A 21,338-nucleotide genomic window follows, 5' to 3' on the forward strand; every position below is an offset into this window, starting at 1 on the left:
TCGAACAGACGTATCATTGGGTCGTGGCTACGACCTATGACTTTCCGAGTGACCTCCTGGCCGGCCAGGAGGAACTCCATCAGGTCAGGGCCGAGCTGTCGGCCCTGCTGAAGCGGCTCCCGTGGTCGGTGGAGCCACTGGACGGCTTCAGCGACGACAACGGCTGGCGCAAGGTGGAACGGCCCGCCTCCCCCGGCTGGAGCGCGGACGAGCAGGCCGAGGTGGAGAAGCTCCGGCAGCGGGAGCACGAACTCGCGGTGTTCGTCAGCACCCACCGCTACTGGTCCGAACTCACGGGCTCCGAGCGGGTGGCGGCCCGCTCGGAGCTGAAGCACGCGCGCGAGGCTCCGCCGGAGGAGACCGGCGGAGCCTCGTGACGGGCCCCGGCCGTCGGATCAGCCCTGGCTCTGACTCCTGCCCGCGTTCTTGCCGAGGAGCTTGTTCATCTCGACGATCTCGGCGTTCTGGGCGGTGACGATGTCCTCGGCCATGCTCTTGGCCCGGCCGTAGCGGCCCTTGCTCTGCTCGGTCCGGGCCATCTCCACGGCCCCTTCGTGGTGCTCGACCATCAGGGTCAGGAACTGCACGTCGAAGGCCTTGCCCGTCAGCTTCTCCAGCCCGGCCATGTCCTCGGCGCCCATCATGCCGGGCATGCCGGAGTGGCCCGACCCGGAGTGGTCCATGCCGCCGCCGGAGGCCCCGGGGACGTCCTCGCCCCAGGTCTTCAGCCAGCCGGTCATGGTCCGGATCTCCGGATCCTGCGCCTTCTCGATCCGCCCCGCGAGGTCCTTGACCGCGTCCGAGGAGGCCCGGTCACCGGCCAGCCGCGCCATCTCCAGCGCCTGCCGGTGATGCGGGATCATGCCCTGCGCGAAGGCGACGTCCTGGGCGTTGTGGGACCCGTCGGACGACGGGGCCCCGGTGGGGCTGTGGCTTCCGGCATCGCCGTGACCGGCACCGCCGGCGGAACGGTCGGCACCGTCACCGCCACAGGCGGCGAGGACGACCGTCGCGGCACCCGTCGCCACCACGAGGGCGGCGCGGCGCGCCAGGGTACGAATGCTGTTGCTCATGCGTGAACTCCTGCTTCTGCGAGGAACTGGGGATCGCGGACGCCACGGGGGCATCACGCCGTCACCGGCCGGTGCCGGCGGGCGTGACGCGTGGTGTCTAGATCCGCAGAAGCTGGAGTTCGGCCAGGGAAGGCGGGCCGCGGGCACCATCCGTATCCGCGACCGCGTGCGCTCGTACGGCGCCCTCCCCCACGACCGCGGGAACCGGGTCGGGGACGAGCGGAGGCAGCACGGGGCCACCGCCCACGGCACCCGAGGCGCAGGTCGCGTCGGCGTGCTGGAGGTGCCCGCCGGCGCAGTGCGCGTAGGGCTTGGACTCCGCTCGGGGCATGGGGGCGCCGGGCGGGTGGGTCTGCGGCATGTGGGACCGGAGCGCAGCCGCCTGCGGCGCATGCGCCGGGCCGGGCAGACCGCCCCCGGGTGCCAGCCCGTGCATCCCCAGCAACCCCGTCAACAGCCCCAGCACGCACAGCAGCTGCCACCGCCTCAGCGGGGGGCGCGGCGTAGACCGGCGGGGGCTGTTCACGTGCTCATCGTAGAGAACGGTCCGGAGCCGTCATCGACCCGGGGTGGACGCGCGTGCGGGCCACCTGCGGTTGTGCGACCGCCCCTCCCTCCATCAGGTGAACCCGTTCAGCCTTCTACAACCGCGCGGCGCTCCCGGTGGGTCGTACCCACGACACGAATGATCCCGAGGGGGACCCATGAGCCAGCAGTACCCGCAGCAGCCCACCCAGCCCCACCCGCAGCAGCCCTTCTACGGCGCCCCGGCGCCCCAGCCGCCGAAGAAGCGCGGCGTGGGCAAGATCGCGGGCCTCGGCTGCGCGGGCATCCTCGCCCTCTTCCTCATCGCCGCCGTCGCCACGGGTGGCGGGGGCGAAGAAAGCGGCGACACCTCGACCAAGGACAAGGCCGTCACCGCGGACGGCAAGCCGGGGAAGGACAGGCCCGGGAAGGCCGGGCCGGCCGATGAGAAGTCCCAGGCCGAGCAGTTCCGCGACTGCGTCGCCGAGAACGGCACGGACACGGAGAAGGCCGCGGTCGAGCACGTCACGAAGGTGACCGGCGCGGACAAGCGCAACGACATCCTGGACGCGGCGGAGGTGTTCACCGACTTCAGCGGCGGCCTGATGGGCCCCCACCAGGGCGAGGGCAAACTCATCGCCTCCGCGTTCACCTCCTGCTACGAGTCCGAGAACGGCCTCGTCACCGTGTACGACAAGGACGGCGAACTCCTCGCCAACGCGAACTACTGACCCCCGCCGGGGACGGCAACGGGAAAGGCCCCCAGGGACATCCCTGGAGGGCCTCCGCCGCGGAAATCGGCGCTGTGGGCGCGGACGGTTTCGAACCGCCGACATCCTGCTTGTAAGGCAGGCGCTCTACCCCTGAGCTACGCACCCGGATCCCGGGCCACGCCCAGGACGAGTCGACAGCCTACATTGCCCGGGGCGCGGTCCCGCAAACCCGTATCGCGGGGCCGGGGCGGGTCCCGCGCCGGGGGTTAACCCCACCCCCGATCCGGGAGTGGCCCGGATCCCTCCGCGGGCCCCCGGTCCATACGGTCGTGGAGCGCCCCGAGGCGCCCGTCGTCCGTCCAGGGGGAGACCGTCATGACCACACGCACCGCCGCCGCCCGCGCCACCGCCCTCGCCGGTGCCGTCGTCGTGCTCGTCGCCGGGCTCAGCGCCTGCGGGGCGTCCGCCGGGGACGACCCGGACCCCGACCACCGCTCCTTCGGCCTCCAGGGCCGCACCCTCACCGTCGACTCCGACGACTCGGCCCTGGAGATCGTCGCCGCCGACGAGCGCCCGGCGGGCAAGATCGAGGTCACCCGCTGGTTCGAGGGCTCGGTCGCCATCGGCAAGGCCCCCAGGGCCACCTGGTCCCTGCGGGACGACCGGCTGGTCCTGCGGCTGAAGTGCTCCGGCATCGTCGTCGACTGCTCGGCCAGGCACCGCATCGAGGTGCCCCGCAGGATCACCGTCAAGGTCGAGGTCGGCGACGGCAGCGTGCGAGCCCGCGGCTTCCGCGATCCGCTGCACATCCGTACCGGTGACGGCTCCGTGCGGGTCCAGGACACCACCGGCCCCGTCCGGCTGCGCACCGACGACGGGTCGATCCGGGTCAGCGAGAGCACCGGCCCCCTGCGGATGCGCACCGGCGACGGTTCCATCCGGGCGGACGTCTCCTCCCGTGACGTGCGCACCCACACCGGTGACGGCTCCGTCCGCCTCGAACTCGGCGTCGTATCGGACCGTGTGGAGTCCCGCAGCGGCGACGGCTCCGTGACCATCGCGGTGCCCCGGGCCGGCTACCGCGTGACCACCGAGACCGGCGACGGCGGCGTGGAGGTGTCGGTGCCCCGCGACGAGAGGAGCGCCCATGTGCTGTCCGCCCGGACCGGCGACGGCAAAGTGACGGTGCGAACGGCGAACTGACCGGCCCGTGTGTTCGTCCTTCACCGGTGGGAGAATGACACCGGGCAGGGTGGACCACAGCACGGGAGAGGGATGTGACGGCGACACCAGGACAGCCGGACTCGCCGTCGGTGCCGCGCGCACACCGCCCGCGTCGCCCCGACCCCCGCAGGCCGGGCCGCCCGCTCCGGGACGCGCTCACCCTGATGGCGTTGCCGCTCGTGGCCGCGCTGGCGCTGCCCGCCGCCTACGCGGGCGGGGGCACCCGGCGCTGGTTCGGCGGCCGGGCCGAGAACCAGCGGGCCGAGGCACAGGCGGCGAAGGACGCCGCCGCCGCCGCGTTCTACGAGCTCGACACCGCCCAGCGCGACCTGCGCATCTCGATCGAGACGATCACCGCCGTCGACGACTCGCCCGCCGCCCGCCGCGCCGTGGCCGACTTCGACGCCCTCGGCCGCCGCATCGACGAGGTCAGCCACCGCTACATCGACGCGGTCGACGCCCACGACCTCGACCGCGACGACCTGGAGGCCTCCGCCGCCTCCCGCGCCCGGGCCGAGCTGACCGCCGCCAAGGAGGAACTCGGCCGGGTGAAACAGGAGCTGGACCGCTTCACCGACGGCCTCGGGCCCCTCCTCGGCAAGGCCGAGACCCAGCTGGCCCGTCTCGCCCCGGCGGTCGAACGTGCCCGCCAGGCCCTGCTCGGCGCCTCCGACGCCCTCGACTCCGTACGCGCCGCCGGGCTCAGGGCGGACGATCTCGCCGCCCGGCTCGCCGCCCTCTCGCCCGAGCTGACCAAGCTGAACCAGGGCGCCGGACAGCACGGCGTCCCGCAGACCCTGGAGCGGGCCGCCCGGGTCACACGCGAGGCCGAGGCGGTCCGTGTGGAGGCCGAACGGCTGCCGGACCGGGCTGCCGAGATCGACCACCGCCTCGTCTCCCTGCGCACCCGCGCCCAGGCCCTCACCACCCGCTCCGAGCAGGTCGAGCCGACCCTGAGCGAACTGCGCCGCCGCTTCACCGCGGCCTGCTGGCAGGATCTGCAGCACGTCCCCGGCACCGCCGCCGAGAACGTCCGCCGGGCCGAGACCAAACTGGCCGAGGCACGCACCGCCCGGGACGAGCAGCGCTGGGCCGACGCGACGGCCCTGCTGTCGACCGTGCGGGCGCTGCTGAACAGCACCGACGAGGCCGTCTCCGCCGCCGGCGACCGGCTGCACCGCCTGAATGCCGTGCAGAAGGACCCCGAGCAGGAGATCGACCGCACCCGCTTCGCCATCCGCGACGCCCAGCGCCTCGCCATGGCCGGCCGCAACACCCCCGACCCGCGCCACGCCCGCCCGCTGGACGACGCCGTGTCCCGCCTGGACCGTGCCGTCGCCGGTCTCGAGGGCCGCCACCCCGACTACTGGCACTTCCTGACCGAGACGGAAGCGGTACGGCAGACGGTGGCCCGGGTGGTGTCCCAGATCCGCGAGGAGCGAGGGGCCGGGCACTGAGAGGCTCAGCCCGTCCGCGCAGCGGAACGGGGTGAACGCACGAACGCAACCGGCCTCCTTTCGCCTCCGACGGTTTCCCACCGTCCCCTCACATCCTGGGCGTACGGCGGGGTGTTGTCCGCCGCGGCGTACCGACTCGGCGTTCCGGCACGGAAATTGGTGGTTACCGGTTCCGCTTTGCGGGCGTGAGCGTGTCACTCACCCGGAGGTCTGGAGTGGGTGCGAGGCGCTCTTCGCCGCCGCAACCTTCGGAATACTCCATTCCACTCATGGTGGCCTTGCGAACGTGATCTGGGCCGCTCTACCGTGTGCATCGATCAAGCGGACCCGTCCATACGGGAGCCTGTCCCCTCAGTGCTCCCGGTCGCCGCTGCGGTCGGCTCATCGCTGTTGCTGCGCGCACAGTCCTCGCCGCCGCTTTCCCCTACGGCCTTCTGACGGATCACGCCCTCTGCCGGAGTGCTCCACTCACATCCCCGCATGCTCAGTCATGCCTGCCGACTTCGAGAGCGACATGAAGAGACGGATATGGACGACGGTCGTCACCACGATGATGACCGTGACCCTCGGTGCGATACCCGCCCACGCTGTGGCTTCGCAGACCACCACCGCGACCACCACGACGAACGACACGGCGACCACGACGGAGGACGACCCGATCGCCTCCCCGCTCTATGACGCGACCGCCGGCGGCGAGACCGTCCGCGTCATCGTCGTCACGGAGAACCGCGACGACCTCTCCAGCGCCGCCGCCGTGGGTGAGACGCTCCAGTCCTACGAGACCCTGCCGATGGTCACCCTCCGGGTGGACCGGGCCGGACTCGATGAACTCGCCGCCCAGGACGGCGTGGTCAGCGTCACCGAGGACACCCTCTCGGAGCCCACGCTCGACGAGAGCCTCCCGGTCATCGGTGCCGACACCGCCCACAAGGCCGGCAAGACCGGCAAAGGCAGTGCCGTCGCCGTCATCGACACCGGCGTCGCCACCAACCACCCCTTCTTCAAGGGACGGGTCGTAGCCGAGGCCTGCTTCTCCCCCATCGACACCAACTACGGCGCCACCAGCCTCTGCGGCAACGGGACCGCCGCCCAGGAAGGCACCGGCGCCGCCAACGCCGCGGCCGGCCCCTGCGCCACCCTCGAAGGCTGCGACCACGGCACCCACGTGGCGGGCATCGCCGCCGGTGACGGCACGGGCATCAGCGGCGCGCCCGCCGCCGGTGTCGCCCCGGGCGCCGACATCGTCGCCATGCAGGTCTTCAGCAAGTTCGACTCCGCCAAGTACTGCGGGGCCGCCGCCACCACCCCCTGCGTTCGCAGCTTCACCAGCGCCCAGGTCGCCGCCCTCGAGAAGGTCTGGCAGCTCCGGCAGGCCGGCACCCCGATCGTGGCCGCCAACCTCAGCCTGGGCTCGGCCAGTTACACCAGCGCCTGCACCAAGGACGCCCGCAGGACGGTCATCGACAAGCTCTACGAGGCGGGCGTCGCCACCGTCGTCGCCGCCGGCAACAACGGCCTCTCGACCGCCGTCAACGCCCCTGCCTGCGTTCCCAACGCCGTCTCCGTCGGCGCCACCACCGACGAGGACGAAGTCGCCTCGTTCAGCAATCACGGCCCCCTGCTCGACGTCTTCGCCCCCGGCAACGGCATCATCTCCTCCATGCCGGGCGGCGGGTACGACTCCAAGAGCGGCACCTCCATGGCCGCCCCCCATGTCGCCGGAGCCCTCGCCGTCCTGCGGCAGACGTACCCCACCGAGGGCCTCGCCAGCCTGGTCTCGCTGCTCGCCACGACCGGCAAACCGGTCACCGACGACGCGGGGGTGACCGTCCCCCGGATCGACGTCGCCAAGGCCGTCGCCGCGGTCGAGCCGAAGCCGGAGGCGGACAAGAAGCCCCGCGCCTTCCAGGTCGACAACGACAAGGACATCGCCATCCCCGATGCCCCGGCAGGCTCCGTCACCTCGCCGATCACCGTCGCCGAATACCCGGGCAACGCGCCGAAGAACCTCAAGGCGTACGTCAACATCACCCACCCCTTCCGGGGTGACGTCAAGCTGGAGCTGCTCTCGCCCAGCGGCTCCGTCCACCCGCTGAAGAGCGCGAGCGTCTCCGACGGCGCGGACAACATCGTCGAGACGTACACCGTCGACGCCTCCGCCTCACCCGCCAACGGCGAGTGGAAGCTGCGGATGACCGACACCGACGACGGCGACGCCGGCACGCTCACCACCTGGTCACTGATCTTCCCGACCCCGTTCGAGCAGACCACCGGCCAGGCCGTCCCGGACACCGGCACCGTCTCCTCCACCCTCGCCGTCTCCAGCATCGACGGCAGGGCCGCCGGCCCGCTCCAGGTGTACACGAACATCACCCACACCCGGATCGGTGACCTGCGGCTCGTCCTCACGAGCCCGGACGGCAAGTCCTACACGCTCAAGCCGTACGGCTCCGAGGCCGGCGGCACCCTCCAGACCACCTACGGCGTGGACGCCACCGACGCGGTCGCCAACGGCACCTGGACGCTGAAGGTCACCGACTCCGCGAGCGGGTCCACCGGTACCCTCAAGGGCTGGTCGCTCGGCTTCCCGTCGTACGAGAACCAGACGGTCAAGGCCATCCCGGACAAGAACTACACGGAGATCTGGACCAAGACCGACGGCCTGTCCGGCGTGGGCTCCGCCAAGCTGCAGGTGTACGTGCACGTCGAGCACGAGTACCTCGGCGACCTCAAGATCGACCTGATCGCCCCGGACGGCTCCATGCACGCCCTCAAGGACAACGGCGAGGAGCCGGGCGGCGTCCTCAAGAAGGTCTACACGGTCGACGCCACCGACCTGCCGGTCAACGGCTGGTGGAAGCTGCGCGTCGACGACGTGGGCACCGGCGACACCGGCACGGTCAACAACTTCGTCGTCAGGTTCTGACCCGGCGACAGCCGAACGGCCCACGCGCCCCCGCACCCCTCCTGGTGCGGGGGCGCTGCACGTGCAGGGGGTTGCTCCTTATCGTTTTTCGATAGTATCGTTTATCGATAACATCGAAAAACGATAAGCGAGGCGGCCCGGCATGTCCGAAGACCGGAAGATGCTCGAACCCATGGCCACAGTGGTGTCCGTAGTCCTGCGCATCCTGCTGGCCCTCGCGGCGGCAGGGCTCGTCTTCAGGACCGTCCACGGCGGCTGGGCGGGCACCGTCGTCTGCGTCACCGACTCCTCGACCATCAGCTCGCACGACGCCGCCGGCGCCCTGCCTCCCGAGAAGGGAGCCCAGGTCGACTGGATCCCCCGCTACTGCGCCGACGCACCCGACGCGCACCTGCGCCTGCTGAGTACGCTCGGCGAACTGCCGTCGGCACTGCTGCTGATCATCGGCCTCTTCCTGCTGCACCGACTCCTCAAGGGGGCCGCGCGGAAAGGCATCCACACGCCGCGTACGGCATCCGGGCTCCGCCTGCTCGGCTGGTGGCTGCTCCTCGGAAGCCCGGTCGCCGCCATCATCGAGGCCAACGCCGAAGCAGCCCTGCTCGCCCGGCTTTCCACGACCCAGGACTTCACGGCCGGAGCCTGGCTCACCCTGTGGTCGCCCCCCTACCTGGCCGTGCTGACCGGCCTGGGCCTGCTCACCTTCGCCCGGATCACCCGCGCGGGCGCGGCCATGCGTGAGGACCTCGAAGGAGTCGTCTGATGACCGCCGACGATCACGAGGGCCACGACATCGAGGTGCACCTCGACAGACTCCTCAGCGAGCGCGGCATGACCGTCACCGAACTCGCCCATCGCGTCGGCGTGACCAACGTCAACCTCTCCGTGCTCAAGAACGGACGCGCCAAGGCGATCCGGTTCACCACCCTCACCCGGATCTGCGAAGTACTGCAGTGCCAGCCGGGAGACCTGCTCAGCCACCGTCCCGGGACGACGCCGGGAAGCCCTCGGAAGTCCTGATCCACGGCACCCACCGGCACGTTCCCCTCGGACCTCTCAAGAAGGAGACCCCCATGTTCGGCGTCATGGACACAGGCATGAAGATCGCGCTCGTGATCACAGCGGCGGCCCTGATCACGTCGGCGATCCTGCTGGGACGGTGGCTCACACGCCGCTGAGGCTCGTGCGCGCCACCGCCCTCGGCGGGATCTCCGCCGCGAATTCAGTCCGCCCTCCAACGCCCCTTTCGGACATCTCGGCGAGCGAAGCTCAACCGAAGCTCAAATAAGACGAGAAAACATTCCACGCCGTCAGATCCTGTGGAAGGATCATGCTTGCGCGGGAACGCCGAAGGGGAAAGGCAAAACCGCGCGTAGGGGGGCGCAGGCATCGCTGAAAGCAATGCCTTCACTTGTACACCACGCGCTTTCCCTGCTGCTTTATTCGCTTCGTGTTTCTCATCCACGTGACGGAGGCAGTAGATATGCGTAAGACCGTGAAGATGACCCGTAAGAGACTCGTCGGAATGGCCGCTGTCACGGCGGCGGCGATCACTATGGCCGCAATGCCGACCGCGGCGTCCGCAGACGACACCGGCACCACTCCCGAGGCCTACGAGTCGTACCTCGTCGAGCAGGTGGAGCTGGGCGACTCGGGCGCCCAGGAGACGCTGGACCAGTACCAGGCCCTGTCCGACGGCGACAAGGAGGAATTCGTCACCCTCCTGAACGATCCTCAGCGCGGGCAGGAGATAGCCGACCTCATCTCGGACGTCTCCGACATCGACAACATCGACGAGGAGAACTACGAAACCGACCTGCGGAAGGAGACCGAGGGCGGCAAGGTCGTTCTGGAGGCGACGCTCGGCGTGGAGGAGACCGAGACGCCCCCGTCCACCGAGGAGGAGCTCTCCGACCCGAGCGCCCGGTACTACGACCGGAGCGCCTGGTACAGCGTCTCCGACACCATTTTCGGTGTGAAGGTCACGACCGTGAAGATCGGCATCAACTACCGTACGACCAAGACCCGGGTCGTCAAGGTGTACAGCGGCTGGGCCTCGCACCGGAACTACGTGCCGTTCGCCGACTTCTCCCACGGCCCGGTCAAGGAGTGGATCTCCGCCGACCCGGCGAACAACGCGACCGCCGAGACGGTCTGGCAGGGCGAGTGGGCCGGCGTCGACTGGGACGCCCGCGAGCGCATCTGGGCCGACCAGAGCGGCTTCAAGGGCGGCTACCTGAAGTAAGCACGGACTCCGGCCGGCCGCACCGAGTGGAAACACACAGTGCGGCCGGCACGGTCGGTTCCCAGGAATTCCTGCCACTCGTCGGCAAGCCATTCTTTTCATTATCCGTTTCCCACACCAATAGATCCGCGATCCGCCCGTCTTTTTCTCGTCGCCACATCCTCGGCCGGGAATCGCGACTCGGCGACCGCTCTTTTGTCACCGCTTCGCCGGGGCCGGGGGGATGCCGTTCCCGCCCACTCATGGAATGGTGGCCGCCTGCGAGGTCACGCCGGTTAACCTGGTGGCATGCCTCGCTACGAGTACCGCTGCCGGACCTGCGGCGACACGTTCGAACTCAGCCGTCCCATGGCCGAGTCCTCCGACCCCGCGGCCTGCCCTTCCGGTCATGACGACACGGTGAAGCTCCTCTCCACGGTCGCGGTCGGCGGCTCCGCCTCCTCCCCGGCACCGGCGCCCCGCTCGGGCGGTGGCGGTGGGGGCGGCTGCTGCGGAGGCGGCTGCTGCGGCTGACGCGCGCAGCCCGGGTTTCCTCAGCAGTCCTTCAGCTTCGGTTTCCTAGCGTGGTGGCATGACAGCCATCGCAGCGGACGCCGGGCCGCAGTGGGTCAACGACCTGATGGACGCGCTGGGCGCGCCGGGTGCCGGTCTCGCCATCGCCCTGGAGAACCTGTTCCCGCCGCTGCCCAGCGAAGTGATCCTGCCGCTGGCCGGGTTCGCCGCGAGCAGCGGCCGGATGAGTCTGCTCGCCGTCCTGCTGTGGACGACGGCCGGCTCGGTGCTCGGTGCGCTCGCGCTGTACGGGGTCGGCGCGCTGCTCGGCCGTGACCGGACGGTGGCGATCGCGGCCCGGCTGCCGCTCGTGAAGGTCGCGGACATCGAGAAGACCGAGGCGTGGTTCCTCAAGCACGGCACCAAGGCCGTGTTCTTCGGCCGGATGATCCCGATCTTCCGGAGCCTGATCTCCGTGCCGGCGGGTGTCGAGCGCATGCGCCTGCCGGTGTTCCTGGGCCTGACCACCCTGGGCAGCGCCCTCTGGAACACGGCGTTCGTGCTCGCGGGCTACTTCCTCGGCGCGAACTGGCACCAGGTCTCGGACATCGTCTCCGCCTACTCGAAGGTGGTGCTCGCGGTGGCGGTGGTAGCGGTCCTGGTGTTCATCGCCCTCAGGCTGCTGCGACGCCCCGGGGAGACGCGCCCTCAAGGGGCGCGGGGAACCGCGCGAACGGCCACGACGGCGCCGCACCCGCACGACGATCAGGACACCCGAGTCCTCAGGCGCCCCGTACTGCCCCCAGAAGCTCCCGCAGGATCCGCTCCCCGGCGAGGACACCCCGGTCGGGAAGCACCCTGATCGAGGGAGCCGTGAAGCCGGTGTCGGCCAGCTCCCCGTGACCGGGCCGCCAGCCCTGGTCCGCCGCGAGGAGCAGGTCGGTATCGAGCAGGGAGTCACCCGCGGCGAGCGTGAGATCGGCCCCGGTCCGCCGGGCGACCTCGCGCATCGCCGCGCTCTTGGTGAGCGGCTTGGGAACGGCGTAGATCTTGCGGCCCTGGAGGGACACGGTCCAGCCGCGGTTCTCCGCCCACACCGCGAGTTCCTTCACCCAGTCCTCGTCGAGCAGCTCGCGCTCGACGACCAGGTAGGCGAAGAGGTCGTCGGCGACGCGGTGCTTGCGCACCCAGACCGGGTCGGCCGCCCTCAGCAGGTGCTCCTGCACCTCGGCGAGGGGAGCGCACTGGTCGGCCAGCCGTGCGGTCACCCGCGCGTGCCAGTCGGGGTCGGACACACCGTCCACCAGCAGGTGGCCGCCGTTCGCGCAGATCGCGTACGTGGGCGTGGGACCCGGCAGGTTGATGCGCAGGTACTGCTTGCGCGTCCGCGTGGTCGTGGGCACGAACACCGCCGCGTCGCCCAGGTCGGTGAGCAGCCGGGCAGCCGTCTCCGTCATGTACGACAGCGGCTTGCTCTCGTGCACCTCCACGCACAGCAGCCGGGGCGCCCGGGCGTCCGGCATGGTCAGGGCCAGGGCCGCGGCGGAGTAGATCAGGGTGCGGTCGAGGTCGCTGGCGACGAGTGCGGGCATCAGAGGGCCACCGCCTTGCCGTCGGCGCCGGTGGCGCCCCGGGTGTACTTGGGGTGGATCAGGCCGACGCAGGTGTAGGGCAGTCCGTCGACCTCCTCGACGGGCACGCCGCGCTGCTCGGCGAGCAGACGCACGTGGTCGAGGTCGCTGCCCGCCCCGGCGCGTGCCAGGACCTTCCAGGGCACGCGGCGCAGCAGCACCCGGGTGGTCTCGCCGACGCCGGGCTTGACGAGGTTCACGTCGTGGATGCCGTACTCCTCGCTGATGCGCTCGACGGCGGCCCAGCCCTCCCACGTGGGCGAGCGGTCGGCCGCGAGCAGTTCCTTGACCTGGGCTCCGGCCGCGTCGGCGACCTCGGGGAAGCGTGCGGAAACAGCGTCGAGGAAGGCCACCGAGACGTCGGTGGCGGCGAGTTCGCGGTAGAACTTCGCGCCGTGGAAGTCGTGCGGGCCGACCAGGTCGGCGCGGAGCACGGTCCGTGAGATCAGGCCGGAGACGGTGGAGTTGAGGCAGGCCGAGGGGATGAGGAAGTCCTCGCGGGTGCCGTAGGTCCGCACGCAGGACCCCGGGTCGGCCAGGACCGCGATCTCGGGGCTGAAGCCGGTGACGCCGTCGGACTTCTCGAACTCCTCCAGGGCCTGGGCGAGTTCGCGGGTGATGGCGCCCTTGCCGGTCCAGCCGTCGACGAAGACGACGTCCCGGGGGTCGTGGTGCTCGGCGAGCCAGCGCAGGGCGTTGGCGTCGATGCCCCGGCCGCGGACGATCGACACGGCGTAGTGCGGCAGGTCGAGGCCGTGCCGGTGCTGGGCCCAGCGGCGCATGAGGATGCCGACGGGGGTGCCGGCGCGGGCCAGGGAGACCAGCACGGGGCGCGGGGACCGCTCGGCGAGGACCGTCTCGGTGACGACGCCGACCGCCTGGGCGATCCGGGCCGCCGAGTCCTTCAGCGCGGCGTGGAACAGTTCCTGGTACTGCTCGCTCGGCTGGTACTCCACGGGCAGCGACTCGGCGTAGTGGGCGCCGCCGCTCTGGATCGCCTCCTCGCGTTCCTCGGTCGGCGCCTCCAGCGTCACGTCCGAGAGGTCCTGGAGCAGCCAGCCGACCTCCTCGGGCGCGTACGAGGAGAAGTCGGGGCCGCGGAGGGGCTCGGGCAGCATGCGGGGCCTTTCAGGGGCGTACGACGGTACGACGGCGAGGAGGACCTCGGGGGTGTGCGCGGCGAGCCGGGCCAGCAGGCCGCCGGGCGCGTGCAGCGCGGGGGTGTCCGCGGCCGAGTCGACCACCACGACCACGGCGTCGAATCCGGCGCCCGCGACGTTGTAGGCGTACCGCTCGCCGGGGCCGTCGGCGGGGTCGTCGTGGGCGGGGAAGGCGAGGCGGGTGCGTATCGCGTAGCCGGGGTCGTCGACGGCGAGGACGGGTGAGCGGGTGGTGGTCGAGTAACGGACCTCGAGGTCGGTGTCGCGCTCCAGCTCGCGGGCGAGCCGGAGGGGGGCGTACATCAGCTCCTCGAAGCCGAGGATGTGCACGCGGCGGGCCTGGTCGGGCAGGGCGTGCGCCAGACGGCGGGCCATCGCCGGGAGCGCGGCCTCCAGGCCTTCCCGATGGGCGGGGGTGAAACCGTGTCGTCCGCCGTCCGGCAGGCCGGCGGGCCAGCGCAGGTCTATGCGCTTGTATTCCGGCCGCGCTCCGGTGGGGGCTGTGCGCGCAGTTCCCCGCGCCCCTGAAAGGGACGCCTCGGCCACGCCCTCAAGGGGCGCGGGGAACTGCGCGAACGGCCCCGACGCAGCCGCAGACGACGAATCACCGGTCGCGGCACTCTCTGCCTCGTACCGCGCCACCAGCTCCCGCCCCTTCTCCAGGACCCCCTCGGGCAGCCGCACAGTCCCAGAAGCCGCCGTGACCAGGTCGACCCGGGCCCCGATCTCCTCGGCGAATTCCGCGAGGCGCCCCGCATCCGCAGCGGACCGCATGTCCACCAGCGCCACGACGACATACCGCCGCCGCGGATACCGCGCGTGAAGATCACGGACAGTGTTCAGCACCGTGTTGCCCGTGGAGAACTCGTCGTCGACCAGGACCAGCGGCCCGTCGCCCGCGAGCAGCGCGGGATCCTCCGGCAGCAGCAGGTGCGAGGTCGCATGCGAGTGGGACTCCTCGAAGCCGCCGGCCGGGTCGAGACCGGCGACCGGGCGGCGGGTGGAGTGCAGGTAGGGGGCGAGACCCAGCCCGTCGGCGACACAGTGGCCGAGGCCGGTCGCGGTCTCCGCGTAGCCGAGGACGACGGCCCTGCGGGCCTCCTCGTCGCCCAGCAGCTCACGCACCCGGCGGCCGAGCTCCCAGCCGTAGCCGTACACGACGGACGGCGACTGCGGCACGTGCTTGCCCAGCACGTTCGACACGAGCAGATGGGCCCGCTTGGGGTTGCGGCGCAGCGCCAGCCCCAGCAGGCCGGTCAGCCCCTCGTCGCCGACGAGCTCGACGCCGAGCCGCTCGGCGACCCAGTCGCCGGACCAGACGCCGACGTCCGCGTCGCGCACCTCAGGGTGCTCCCCCTGGTTCACTGCCTTCCCCGCCTTCTCCGCCTTCTCCATGAACCCTTCGACATCCTCGGAAGCCTACGGTCGGCCGGGCAGGCCCGCGGCGAGCAGTTCCACGAAGCCGATGTCCTGGTTCGCCACGCCGAACACCTCGGCACGCAGCAGGGTCCGCTCGGCCCAGGCCCGGTGCGGCTTCACCTCGTTCATCTTGTTCGTGTACGCCGATCTCAGCACACCCCCGCCGCCGCGCTCGGGGCGCAGGATGTCCTGGGCGTCCGAGAACTCCTCGTGGCTGACGACCGACAGGGCGTGCACCGGCAGCACGTGCGAGGGGTGGATGCAGGTCTTGCCCAGCAGCCCGTTGGCGTGGTCCAGGGAGATCTCCCTCAGCAGGCCGTCCATGGCGTGCTCGATCAGCTTCTCGCGCAGTTCGGCGGCCTGCACCTCCAGGAAGGGGCTCTGCCGCAGCAGCGGCTTGAACATGCGCTCCTGGACCCGGAAGTACTCCCACACCGGCCCGGTGACGGTGAAGCCGGTGCCGTCGGCGCGGCCCAGCATGTTCACCACGTCGGAGATGACGGAGGCGACGATCTGCACGTCGTAGGCCGTCATGTCGGGGCCCCTGCGCAGCCCGTAGGAGGAGCAGAAATCGGTCACGCCGAGGCGCAGGGCCAGGACGCGGTCGCGGTACTTGTCGACCGCGCGGGAGATGCCCTCGAGGGTCTCCATACGCGACTCCCGGTAGAGCAGCTCCGGGGACTCCAGCACGGGCATGGCGAAAAGGCGACGGCCGCTTTCGGCCTCGGCGGTGGCGAGGGCCTCCAGGAAGGGGATGCCGCGTTCCTCGGTGAACTTGGGCAGGACGAAACCGGACAGCCGGCGGACGGCGGGTCCGAGGCGTCGCACCAGGTCGGGTATCTGCTCGGGGACGCGGACGCGGATGAACAGCAGGGGCAGATCGGCGTCCGCGCGGTCGTCGAGGGCCGTGAACTGGCGGACCAGGTTCTCCTCGCCGGGGCCGACGTCCGCGTCGTCGATCGAGTCCTCCAGGCACAGCACCATCGAAACCACACCGCGCGCGGCCTGCTTGAGGACGTCGTCGGCCAGGCGCGGCCGGGTGGCGGGGCTGTACAGCGTGGCGCCCAGGGCGACCGAGAGCAGCCGGGCCGGGGAGTCCGGGGTGAAGGCGCTCGGCTGGCGGAAGAAGAGACGCTTCCGGACCTCAGGGGCGACGTGCCCGAAATGACGCATAAAACTCCCCCGTGGTGATGATGCGGCCTGCGAATCGACGAAAGGTGGCCGGTAATAGTACGTAGATGTCCATGTCACAGGTTCCCATGAGGCATGAATTTCAGGTAACACGGGCAATCACAGCCAGTACCCGGCCATGACGACGGTAGTCCGCCACGGTCGTCGGCGCCGCTCGTGACCGCGGCCCCCCGCGTTGTCGTGAGCAGGACCGAGAAGGCAGGATGACCGCATGACGCACGCGATGCTGAAGGGGTCGAACGTCCCTCTGGAAGCCACCACGGTGCGGGCCGTGCTGCGCTGGACACCCGGGCAGGGGGTTCCGGACGTCGATGCCTCCGCGCTGCTCCTCGGCCCCGACGGTCGTGTGCGCTCCGACGAGGACTTCGTCTTCTACAACCAGCCCCGGCACCCGGCCGGGAAGGTGTGGCGGCTCGGCAAGAAGCGGGTCGCCGAGGGCCTCACCGACACGATCCAGACAGACCTCACCGGTGTCGAGTCGGAGGTCAGCCGGATTCTGCTGGTCGCATCGGCGGACGGCGTGACGTTCGACCGCGTACAGGCGCTGCGCATTCTGCTGTACGACGCGGCGGGCACCGGCGCCGAGGCACTGGCGTACTTCGACGTCAAGCCGGAGACGGGCGAGGAGACCGCGCTGATCTGCGGCGAGCTGTACCGGCGCGGGGAGGGCTGGAAGTTCCGGGCGCTGGGCGAGGGCTACTCGAACGGGCTGAAGGGGCTCGCGACCGACTTCGGCATCTCGGTGGACGAGTCGGAGGCCCTGGAGGAGCCGACCACGACGGTCCCCGCGCCTCCCACCACGAACACGCCCGCGCAGCCGACGACCGGCGGCCCCGCGCAGACGCCCGAGGTCTCCGTGCCGCTGCCCCCGGAGCAGCCGAACGCGGTCCCCACGCAGCCCGGCTACGGGTATCCGCAGCAGCCGCCGGCCACGCAGCCCGCCTACGGCTACCCGCAGCCCACGAGCCGTCCCGCCTACGGCTACCCGCAGGCGCCGGCCACAACGGGCGCGGCGGCGGCACAGACCGGCTACGGCTACCCGCCGGCGGCCACCACGGCCCCCGACCCGGACTTCCGCCTGCCCCCGCAGGGCCCGCAGTTCATCGGCCGCTAGGTCGTGGCCGCCCCGGCGTTCTCCGGGGCTCACCGGTCAGCGGTCGACCTTCGTCTTGTAGCCCCGCCCCCACTGCAGTCCCCACCCGTACAGCCGGTCCAGCTCGGCCTGGAAGCCGTAGACGAACTTCGCCTCGCGGCGCACCACGATCTCGTCCTTCACCTTCTCGATCATGACGACGGCGCAGGAGCGGGCCTGCGGCTGGCGTTCGTCGAGGTGGATCTCGATCCGCGGGCCGCTGCTCGGATAGAGCGTGACGCTCGCGTGCGTACGGTCGAAGGCGGGTGTCTGGTCGTAGATGTAGACGAAGACCAGCAGCCGCTTGATGCTGTCGCGGTGGTCGAGGTTGATGTACATCGTCTCGCCCGATCCGGAGCCGAACCGGTCGTCGCCGCTGAGCTTGACGTACGGCGGGGCGTTGACGTCGCCGTAGTAGCCGCCGAGGGGCTGCACGACGCCCTTGCTGCCGTCCTGGAGTTCGTAGAGGCAGCCGAGGTCGAGGTCGACGTTGACCATGCTCTGGCTGTGGCCGACGACCTCGGGGGGCTTGAGGGCCCGGAAGGGATGGCGCAGCAGGCTCTCGCGCTGGTTGCCGCCGATGTCGGACGTGCGCATCCGCCAGCTGAGATTGACGCGCAGATGGCCGTTCGCGGCGTCCTGCTTGGTGAGCGATATCTGCGCGCGCCGCTTGGTCAGCTCGATCGCGTTGGTCGCCGCGTGGCCGGTGTCGAACTGCACATCGCCACGCCGGAGTCCGTCGAACAGGCCCATTCCGCCCCCACGTTCACTCGGGAGACCGCAGGTCACCGCCGTACCCACGGTCCATGAAGACCGGCGGGGCGGTCACCGAGGAGTCCTCGGTGACCGCCCCGCACAGAGCGTTCCTCGCGCGCAGGGGTGTCACACCCCGGACGAGACCTCAGTCTTCTCGCCCGAGCCGGCATTTCCCTCGGCCGCCGCGAGCGCCTTGTTGCGGCGGACGGAGGACCAGAAGGAGGCGGCGATCAGGACGACGCCGATGAGGCCGGTGATGATCTCGTTGATCTCGTACCGGATGGTGACGAGCAGGATCGCGGCGAGCGCGCCGATGGCGTAGTGCGCGCCGTGCTCCAGGTAGACGTAGTCGTCGAGGGTGCCCTGACGGACCAGGTAGACGGTCAGCGACCGGACGTACATGGCGCCGATGCCGAGGCCGAGGGCCATCAGGACGATGTCGTTGGTGATGGCGAAGGCGCCGATCACGCCGTCGAAGGAGAAGGACGCGTCCAGGACCTCGAGGTAGAGGAACATGAAGAACGCGGCCTTGCCGGCCACGACCACCGCGGACTTGGGCTTGCCCTCGCGAGCGGCCTTCTCCTCGGCCTCGTGCTCGCGCTCCTCCTCCTCTTCGAGCTTGTCCTCGAAGTAGCCGGAGAGGCCGCCGACGATCATGTAGGTGATCAGACCGCCGATGCCGGAGAGCAGAACGGTCTCCGCCTTGTCGACGTGGGTGCCGCCGTGCTGGTGGGCGTGGGTCGCGAAGGTCATCGCCGAGATCAGCAGGACGATCAGCGCGATGCAGACCGACAGCATGTCGACCTTGCCGAGCTTGGCCAGCGGGCGCTCCAGCCAGCCGAGCCACTTGATGTCCCGGTCCTCGAAGATGAAGTCGAGGAAGATCATCAGCAGGAACATGCCACCGAACGCGGCGATCGCCGGGTGCGCGTCGGTGACCAGCTGCTGGTACTGGTCCTTGTCGGTGAGCGCGAGATCGACGGCCTCGATCGGCCCGAGCTGTGCGCTGATCGCGACGATCACGACCGGGAAGATCAGCCGCATGCCGAAGACGGCGATCAGAATGCCGATCGTGAGGAAGATCTTCTGCCAGAAGGCACTCATCTTCTTCAGGATTCCGGCGTTGACCACCGCATTGTCGAAGGACAGCGAGATCTCGAGGACGGACAGGATCGCAACGACGCCGAACGCGGTCCACCCTCCGTAGAAGACCGCTGCGACCAGGCCGAGCGCGGTGACCGCGAACGACCACCCGAAGGTTTTCAGAACCACTGGCTACCCAATCGTGTGTGTACGGGGCTCCCCCGCGCCGTACCCGGCTTTACGAAACTTTGAAGCCGAAGTCTAGTCGTCCCCCCTCAGCACCCCAGTGGGCCCCGGTTTTTGCTCATAACGCGTTATGAGACGTTGACCCCGAAGTCCAGCGCGATGCCGCGCAGGCCCGACGCGTACCCCTGCCCGACGGCCCTGAACTTCCATTCGCCCTGATAGCGATAGAGCTCCCCGAAGATCATCGCGGTCTCCGTGGAGGCGTCCTCGCTCAGGTCGTAGCGGGCGAGCTCCTGGCCGTCGGCCTGGTTGGCCACCCGGATGAAGGCGTTGCTGACCTGGCCGAAGGTCTGGCCACGCTCGTCGGCCATGTGGATCGAGACGGGGAACACGATCTTGTCGCACTGCGGCGGCACCTTGGAGAGGTCGATCAGGAGCGACTCGTCGTCGCCGTCGCCCTCGCCGGTGAGGTTGTCACCGGTGTGCTCGACCGAGCCGTCCGGGCTCTTGAGCTGGTTGTAGAAGACGAACCACTCGTCCCCGAGCACGCGCCCGTTGCTGCACATCAGGGCGCTGGCGTCGAGGTCGAAGGGCGCTCCGGTGGTGGAGCGCGCGTCCCAGCCGAGCCCGACCAGCACCTGAGTGAGGTTGGGTGCGGCCTTGGACAGGGAGACATTGCCCCCCTTGGCGAGCGTGACGCCCATGTTGCTGTCCCTCCCCTTGGGGCCACAGGCCCGGTGGTGTCACTGAGGTGGTCCTGCACGTCCGGCGCCGCACGTAAACCGTGCGGCGCCGGACAAGAAGACCTCAGGGCCCTGTCGTCAGGGCCCTTCGGTGGTGGTTCAGACGTTCACGCCGAAGTCCTGCGCGATGCCGCGCAGGCCCGAGGCGTAGCCCTGGCCGATGGCGCGGAACTTCCACTCCGCGCCGTGCCGGTAGAGCTCTCCGAAGACCATGGCGGTCTCGGTGGAGGCGTCCTCACTCAGGTCGTACCGGGCGATCTCGGCGCCGCCCGCCTGGTTCACGACGCGGATGAACGCGTTGCGCACCTGGCCGAAGGACTGCTGACGGGTCTCGGCGTCGTAGATCGAGACCGGGAAGACGATCTTTTCCACGTCGGCCGGGACGGTGGCGAGGTCCACCTTGATCTGTTCGTCGTCGCCCTCGCCCTCACCGGTGAGGTTGTCACCGGTGTGCTCCACGGAGCCGTCCGGGGTCTTGAGGTTGTTGAAGAAGATGAAGTGCTGGTCGTTGCCGACCTTGCCGGAGTTGTTCAGCAGCAGCGCGCTGGCGTCCAGGTCGAAGTCCGTGCCGGTCGTGGTGCGGACGTCCCACCCCAGACCGATGATGACCGCGGTCAGGCCCGGCGCCTCCTTGGTCAGCGATACGTTGCCGCCCTTGCTGAGGCTGACTCCCACGAGTCCTCCATTGGTGTCCAGGGGCGGGATGCCCCATTGTGCTCGGATGTCGGATCAACGAGTCGATCCTAGTGACGGGTTCCCGCCGCTCGCAGGCCCTGAAGCCGAGAAATCGGCGGGTGTCGGGCGTGTGCCGCCCGACCGGCGTCACAGGGAGTCGAGCGCCTTCACGTAGTCGTTGAGGTCGCGCGCGTCGGGCAGGCCGTTGACGACGGTCCACCGCACGACGCCCTCCTTGTCGATGACGAAGGTGCCGCGCACCGCGCAGCCCTTGTCCTCGTCGAAGACGCCGTAGGCGCGCGAGACGTTGCCGTGCGGCCAGAAGTCCGACAGCAGCGGATACTCCAGGTTCTCCTGCTCGGCGAAGACGCGCAGGGTGTGGATGGAGTCGTTGGAGACGGCGAGCACCTGGGTGTCGCGGTCGGAGAACTGCGGCAGGTGGTCGCGCAGCTCGCACAGCTCGCCGGTGCACACGCCGGTGAAGGCGAACGGGTAGAAGAGCAGCACCACGTTCTTGCGGCCCCGGAAGTCCGACAGCCGCACGGCCGCGCCGTGGTTGTCCTTGAGCTCGAAGTCGGGGGCCTTCTCGCCGGCCTGGATCGCCATCGCTGTGGGTGTCCCTTCGTGGGGCTTTTCGGGTGACACCACCCTACGCAGACACCGGCACAGGCCGAGGGGCGGGCCGACCGACGCCGACCCGCCCCGCCGTA

21 protein-coding genes and 1 tRNA gene are annotated in these 21,338 nt (G+C 70.2%); 11 read left to right on the top strand and 11 right to left on the bottom strand.

Annotated elements, in window-relative coordinates:
• The first annotated feature begins 23 nt into the window (after window positions 1-23).
• Window positions 24-377, top strand: a complete 354-nt coding sequence (locus AB0F04_RS03700) for a hypothetical protein (RefSeq protein WP_362037410.1) — start codon at window positions 24-26, stop codon at window positions 375-377.
• 18 nt (window positions 378-395) lie between these two features.
• On the opposite strand, the gene AB0F04_RS03705 is transcribed toward AB0F04_RS03700, so the two are convergent.
• Both AB0F04_RS03705 and AB0F04_RS03710 read right to left on the bottom strand, forming a co-directional pair.
• Entirely contained in the window at window positions 396-1,073 is a 678-nt protein-coding gene (locus AB0F04_RS03705; RefSeq protein ID WP_362037412.1) for a DUF305 domain-containing protein, read from the bottom strand.
• Between the two features lie 97 nt (window positions 1,074-1,170).
• Window positions 1,171-1,599: a DUF6153 family protein gene (locus tag AB0F04_RS03710; protein ID WP_362037414.1), complete on the bottom strand. Its 429-nt coding sequence runs from the start codon at window positions 1,597-1,599 to the stop codon at window positions 1,171-1,173.
• Window positions 1,600-1,777: 178 nt separating this feature from the next.
• Here AB0F04_RS03710 and AB0F04_RS03715 point away from each other — a divergent pair, with 178 nt between their 5' ends.
• Entirely contained in the window at window positions 1,778-2,329 is a 552-nt protein-coding gene (locus tag AB0F04_RS03715; RefSeq protein WP_362037415.1) for a hypothetical protein, read from the top strand.
• A gap of 75 nt (window positions 2,330-2,404) precedes the next feature.
• Here the strand turns inward: AB0F04_RS03715 and AB0F04_RS03720 are convergent.
• Window positions 2,405-2,476: transfer RNA gene (locus tag AB0F04_RS03720), tRNA-Val, on the bottom strand.
• 210 nt (window positions 2,477-2,686) lie between these two features.
• On the opposite strand from AB0F04_RS03720, the gene AB0F04_RS03725 reads away from it, so the two are divergent.
• The 8 genes from AB0F04_RS03725 (at window position 2,687) to AB0F04_RS03760 (ending at window position 11,514) form a co-directional block, all read left to right on the top strand.
• Window positions 2,687-3,514: a DUF4097 family beta strand repeat-containing protein gene (locus AB0F04_RS03725; protein WP_362037417.1), complete on the top strand. Its 828-nt coding sequence runs from the start codon at window positions 2,687-2,689 to the stop codon at window positions 3,512-3,514.
• A gap of 74 nt (window positions 3,515-3,588) precedes the next feature.
• Window positions 3,589-4,992: a hypothetical protein gene (locus tag AB0F04_RS03730; protein ID WP_362037420.1), complete on the top strand. Its 1,404-nt coding sequence runs from the start codon at window positions 3,589-3,591 to the stop codon at window positions 4,990-4,992.
• Window positions 4,993-5,506: 514 nt separating this feature from the next.
• Complete coding sequence (locus AB0F04_RS03735) at window positions 5,507-7,918, top strand: proprotein convertase P-domain-containing protein (RefSeq protein WP_362037421.1); 2,412 nt, start codon at window positions 5,507-5,509, stop codon at window positions 7,916-7,918.
• Between the two features lie 142 nt (window positions 7,919-8,060).
• On the top strand, window positions 8,061-8,678 hold the full coding sequence (locus tag AB0F04_RS03740; protein ID WP_362037423.1) for a hypothetical protein: 618 nt from the start codon (window positions 8,061-8,063) through the stop codon (window positions 8,676-8,678).
• Complete coding sequence (locus AB0F04_RS03745) at window positions 8,678-8,935, top strand: helix-turn-helix transcriptional regulator (RefSeq protein ID WP_362037425.1); 258 nt, start codon at window positions 8,678-8,680, stop codon at window positions 8,933-8,935. Before AB0F04_RS03740 ends, AB0F04_RS03745 begins: the two co-directional genes overlap by 1 nt.
• A gap of 544 nt (window positions 8,936-9,479) precedes the next feature.
• Entirely contained in the window at window positions 9,480-10,160 is a 681-nt protein-coding gene (locus AB0F04_RS03750; RefSeq protein WP_362037427.1) for a hypothetical protein, read from the top strand.
• A gap of 288 nt (window positions 10,161-10,448) precedes the next feature.
• Entirely contained in the window at window positions 10,449-10,673 is a 225-nt protein-coding gene (locus AB0F04_RS03755) for a zinc ribbon domain-containing protein (RefSeq protein ID WP_362037429.1), read from the top strand.
• Between the two features lie 58 nt (window positions 10,674-10,731).
• Window positions 10,732-11,514, top strand: coding sequence for a DedA family protein (locus AB0F04_RS03760; protein WP_362037431.1), 783 nt, complete (start codon window positions 10,732-10,734; stop codon window positions 11,512-11,514).
• Here the strand turns inward: AB0F04_RS03760 and AB0F04_RS03765 are convergent.
• Genes AB0F04_RS03765 through AB0F04_RS03775 form a run of 3 tightly spaced genes read right to left on the bottom strand, consistent with a single transcriptional unit; the run spans window position 11,435 to window position 16,035 of the window.
• The gene (locus tag AB0F04_RS03765; RefSeq protein ID WP_362037434.1) at window positions 11,435-12,244 is read right to left on the bottom strand and encodes an HAD family hydrolase; all 810 of its coding nucleotides are present in this window, start codon (window positions 12,242-12,244) and stop codon (window positions 11,435-11,437) included. The two genes, AB0F04_RS03760 and AB0F04_RS03765, sit on opposite strands and share 80 nt — an antisense overlap.
• Entirely contained in the window at window positions 12,244-14,838 is a 2,595-nt protein-coding gene (locus AB0F04_RS03770) for a phosphoribosyltransferase (RefSeq protein ID WP_362037436.1), read from the bottom strand. The genes AB0F04_RS03765 and AB0F04_RS03770 overlap by 1 nt, the downstream gene beginning before the upstream one ends.
• 24 nt (window positions 14,839-14,862) lie before the next feature.
• On the bottom strand, window positions 14,863-16,035 hold the full coding sequence (locus tag AB0F04_RS03775) for an HpcH/HpaI aldolase/citrate lyase family protein (protein ID WP_362037439.1): 1,173 nt from the start codon (window positions 16,033-16,035) through the stop codon (window positions 14,863-14,865).
• 229 nt (window positions 16,036-16,264) lie between these two features.
• Between AB0F04_RS03775 and AB0F04_RS03780 the strand changes: the two genes are divergently transcribed.
• Window positions 16,265-17,167: a TerD family protein gene (locus AB0F04_RS03780; protein ID WP_362037441.1), complete on the top strand. Its 903-nt coding sequence runs from the start codon at window positions 16,265-16,267 to the stop codon at window positions 17,165-17,167.
• Window positions 17,168-17,203: 36 nt separating this feature from the next.
• Here AB0F04_RS03780 and AB0F04_RS03785 read toward each other — a convergent pair whose 3' ends face one another.
• From AB0F04_RS03785 to AB0F04_RS03805, 5 genes are all read right to left on the bottom strand, one after another.
• Window positions 17,204-17,938, bottom strand: a complete 735-nt coding sequence (locus AB0F04_RS03785; protein ID WP_053672143.1) for a Tellurium resistance — start codon at window positions 17,936-17,938, stop codon at window positions 17,204-17,206.
• 129 nt (window positions 17,939-18,067) lie between these two features.
• Window positions 18,068-19,213 (bottom strand): DUF475 domain-containing protein, encoded by a 1,146-nt coding sequence (locus AB0F04_RS03790; protein ID WP_362037443.1) that lies wholly within the window; start codon window positions 19,211-19,213, stop codon window positions 18,068-18,070.
• 125 nt (window positions 19,214-19,338) lie between these two features.
• Window positions 19,339-19,914, bottom strand: a complete 576-nt coding sequence (locus AB0F04_RS03795; protein ID WP_362037445.1) for a TerD family protein — start codon at window positions 19,912-19,914, stop codon at window positions 19,339-19,341.
• Between the two features lie 138 nt (window positions 19,915-20,052).
• Window positions 20,053-20,628, bottom strand: coding sequence for a TerD family protein (locus tag AB0F04_RS03800; RefSeq protein WP_362037448.1), 576 nt, complete (start codon window positions 20,626-20,628; stop codon window positions 20,053-20,055).
• A gap of 147 nt (window positions 20,629-20,775) precedes the next feature.
• Window positions 20,776-21,234, bottom strand: a complete 459-nt coding sequence (locus AB0F04_RS03805; RefSeq protein ID WP_362037450.1) for a peroxiredoxin — start codon at window positions 21,232-21,234, stop codon at window positions 20,776-20,778.
• Window positions 21,235-21,338: the final 104 nt, after the last annotated feature.

The sequence above is a fragment of the Streptomyces sp. NPDC029041 genome (genome assembly GCF_040637515.1).
In the GTDB taxonomy this organism is placed as follows: Bacteria; Actinomycetota; Actinomycetes; order Streptomycetales; family Streptomycetaceae; genus Streptomyces.

Bases quoted from the DNA above. Each gene is read 5' to 3' on its own strand.
- AB0F04_RS03705 (WP_362037412.1), bottom strand. From the start codon at position 1,073: ATGAGCAACAGCATTCGTACCCTGGCGCGCCGCGCCGCCCTCGTGGTG.
- AB0F04_RS03715 (WP_362037415.1), top strand. From the start codon at position 1,778: ATGAGCCAGCAGTACCCGCAGCAGCCCACCCAGCCCCACCCGCAGCAG.
- AB0F04_RS03725 (WP_362037417.1), top strand. From the start codon at position 2,687: ATGACCACACGCACCGCCGCCGCCCGCGCCACCGCCCTCGCCGGTGCC.
- AB0F04_RS03735 (WP_362037421.1), top strand. From the start codon at position 5,507: ATGAAGAGACGGATATGGACGACGGTCGTCACCACGATGATGACCGTG.
- AB0F04_RS03740 (WP_362037423.1), top strand. From the start codon at position 8,061: ATGTCCGAAGACCGGAAGATGCTCGAACCCATGGCCACAGTGGTGTCC.
- AB0F04_RS03745 (WP_362037425.1), top strand. From the start codon at position 8,678: ATGACCGCCGACGATCACGAGGGCCACGACATCGAGGTGCACCTCGAC.
- AB0F04_RS03750 (WP_362037427.1), top strand. From the start codon at position 9,480: ATGCCGACCGCGGCGTCCGCAGACGACACCGGCACCACTCCCGAGGCC.
- AB0F04_RS03755 (WP_362037429.1), top strand. From the start codon at position 10,449: ATGCCTCGCTACGAGTACCGCTGCCGGACCTGCGGCGACACGTTCGAA.
- AB0F04_RS03760 (WP_362037431.1), top strand. From the start codon at position 10,732: ATGACAGCCATCGCAGCGGACGCCGGGCCGCAGTGGGTCAACGACCTG.
- AB0F04_RS03765 (WP_362037434.1), bottom strand. From the start codon at position 12,244: ATGCCCGCACTCGTCGCCAGCGACCTCGACCGCACCCTGATCTACTCC.
- AB0F04_RS03770 (WP_362037436.1), bottom strand. From the start codon at position 14,838: ATGGAGAAGGCGGAGAAGGCGGGGAAGGCAGTGAACCAGGGGGAGCAC.
- AB0F04_RS03775 (WP_362037439.1), bottom strand. From the start codon at position 16,035: ATGCGTCATTTCGGGCACGTCGCCCCTGAGGTCCGGAAGCGTCTCTTC.
- AB0F04_RS03780 (WP_362037441.1), top strand. From the start codon at position 16,265: ATGACGCACGCGATGCTGAAGGGGTCGAACGTCCCTCTGGAAGCCACC.
- AB0F04_RS03785 (WP_053672143.1), bottom strand. From the start codon at position 17,938: ATGGGCCTGTTCGACGGACTCCGGCGTGGCGATGTGCAGTTCGACACC.
- AB0F04_RS03795 (WP_362037445.1), bottom strand. From the start codon at position 19,914: ATGGGCGTCACGCTCGCCAAGGGGGGCAATGTCTCCCTGTCCAAGGCC.
- AB0F04_RS03805 (WP_362037450.1), bottom strand. From the start codon at position 21,234: ATGGCGATCCAGGCCGGCGAGAAGGCCCCCGACTTCGAGCTCAAGGAC.